Below are 2026 nucleotides of genomic sequence, written 5' to 3'. Positions count from 1 at the left end.
GTGTCGGTTACCTGTCCCTGTGCATCGGTCAGGGCAATCGTGCTGCCGCGCAGATCGTAGTGGTACGTCTGGTAGTTACCGGCTGCATCTTCGCGTCCGATTAGTCCCATCCCGTATACATACCACGCTTGCGGTGTACCTGCATTGTCGGTCTCCATCAGTACCTGGGAGAGCACGGCATGCGGGTTGATGATCTGCTTCGTTGTAGCCTGATATTTATTTAAAAAAGAGACCTTGAAGGGCATTTAGCCTATCAAGATCTCTTACTTTGTTAATAGAATTTACTCGGTTATATCCATATATTCTTGTGCAATAATCTCTTCATATATTATTTTTATTTTCTCAGTTCCCTCAAGCAAAGAAGCAATATACCTACTGATATCTATTGTTATTTCTTTAGCATCATAAAGTTTATTATTCCTAGAGTAAGAACGTACTTCTAAAATATACCCTTCTTCTCCTCCGTAGCCTTGTATGACTAATTCAAATCCTAATATACTTTCCTTTATATATACTGCAGGCACTTCTTCATAAATATGATCTTCCAAACCACCAAATGGAAGTCCACCTACCAACTTATCAGATATAATTTTAGAAACTCCCATAATATCTTCGTCTGATAATATTGGTATAAAACAGATAAAATAAGGATATTTTTTCATGACACCTCTCCTTAATCAATTATATAATTACCATTTTGAACTTTTTTATTATATTCATCTCCCGTATAGATATGGAAATTAAAGTTATCTAGTATCTCTCTTATCTTCCCTTCTCATACCAAAAAAGATTCCTTTAAGAATCTTGAGTTTTCATCAAAAAACCCTGAAAGACATAATGCCAATCAGGGCTGACACTCCGTTATGATTGCTCAAACAAGAGTAATCATAACGGATTAAAAATATCTCATTTAAAACTAACCAACGTATATTATTTCTCCAAATTCATTAATTCCTAAAATCAAGGGACCATCCACAATATTACCTTGCTTGTTTCTCATTTCAAATATAACTGACCAGCAGGGATAGCGATTATCATCTCTATCAACACTGATTAAAGTAAGGTTAAAAACACTCGAAGCGTTTTGGGAAATGTGATCCATTGCTATTTTTATTATTTCTTTTTTTCGCAATTCTTTTTTCCCCTTTTCCATCTATCTTATACCTCCAAAATTATCTATATACCAATTTGCATGTTTTTGTTCTTCCTCATTAATCTTATTCCATCTTTTAGAGTTTGATAACATGTCATATACAAATTGTTCAGGAGCATTGAACTGCGATAAATCATTCATAGGAATTATTCCTCTTGTACGAGGTAACTGATTATATGCTTCCTTCCCTATGGCTTGATATTGAATATAATGAGATAGTTCATGCCACACTTCATACTCAGTTGGATTACTGCGTAGGTAAAGGGTGGCTGTTGAACCATCAAAAGCTCCTCCTTTATTTAGAGGTAAATATTCATCTCCAACTTTTAATGTAACTCCTCTTCTTTCTAAATACTTGGCCAGCATCTCTAAATCTTTTTGTTTGTATAACTTGCCGCCAAGACGAGTAGTATCTTCTACAAAATCAATCGTTTGCTTTTTCTTAAATTGTTTAATCAACCAGGCTCCGCCATCAATGGCTTCCTTCGCAACAGTCTTTCCAACTACCTTACCGAAAGGAAGCCCACTTAGAGCTGTTCCAAATCCTGTAGCAACTCGATCGGAAACTGATAATTGTTCTCCTGTAATCAGATCCACACCAGTAAATATCTCTTGTAACCCTTTTACCGTACCTACAAACGGTGTCGCGTCAGCTCCAACACTAAACGCAGTTCGCATCCAGTCGGCTCCGTCCGCACTCAGTCCAAACGGATCAATATACGACACCGGATTACCATTCACATACGCATACCGGTTCATCGTCAATCCATTATCGATACTGCCTGTCAGTACATCCCGGTTCACAAATCGCTTGATCTCCGGATTGTAGTATCTGGCACGCATCTGGTACAGACCATTTGCATCGGTCTGCAC

The 2026-nt window shown here is 37.6% G+C and carries 3 protein-coding genes and 1 pseudogene; all 4 read right to left on the bottom strand.

The window, feature by feature from the left end:
* A pseudogene (locus WH45_RS22580) lies at window positions 1–245 on the bottom strand (hypothetical protein); the annotation flags it as partial.
* 36 nt (window positions 246–281) lie between these two features.
* Entirely contained in the window at window positions 282–662 is a 381-nt protein-coding gene (locus tag WH45_RS22575; protein WP_046216688.1) for a hypothetical protein, read from the bottom strand.
* A gap of 254 nt (window positions 663–916) precedes the next feature.
* Window positions 917–1153, bottom strand: a complete 237-nt coding sequence (locus WH45_RS22570) for a hypothetical protein (protein WP_046216687.1) — start codon at window positions 1151–1153, stop codon at window positions 917–919.
* Window positions 1154–2026 (bottom strand): RHS repeat-associated core domain-containing protein (locus WH45_RS22565; protein ID WP_235338463.1); only part of this gene is annotated, 873 nt, incomplete at its 5' end.

Origin of the sequence: Paenibacillus wulumuqiensis (assembly GCF_000971965.1) — a bacterium.
Classification (GTDB): domain Bacteria; phylum Bacillota; class Bacilli; order Paenibacillales; family Paenibacillaceae; genus Saccharibacillus; species Saccharibacillus wulumuqiensis.
The sequence above is the reverse complement of the archived record's forward strand: the minus strand, read 5'-3'. Positions and strand labels throughout refer to the sequence as shown.

Bases quoted from the DNA above. Each gene is read 5' to 3' on its own strand.
- WH45_RS22575 (WP_046216688.1), bottom strand. From the start codon at position 662: ATGAAAAAATATCCTTATTTTATCTGTTTTATACCAATATTATCAGAC.
- WH45_RS22570 (WP_046216687.1), bottom strand. From the start codon at position 1,153: ATGGAAAAGGGGAAAAAAGAATTGCGAAAAAAAGAAATAATAAAAATA.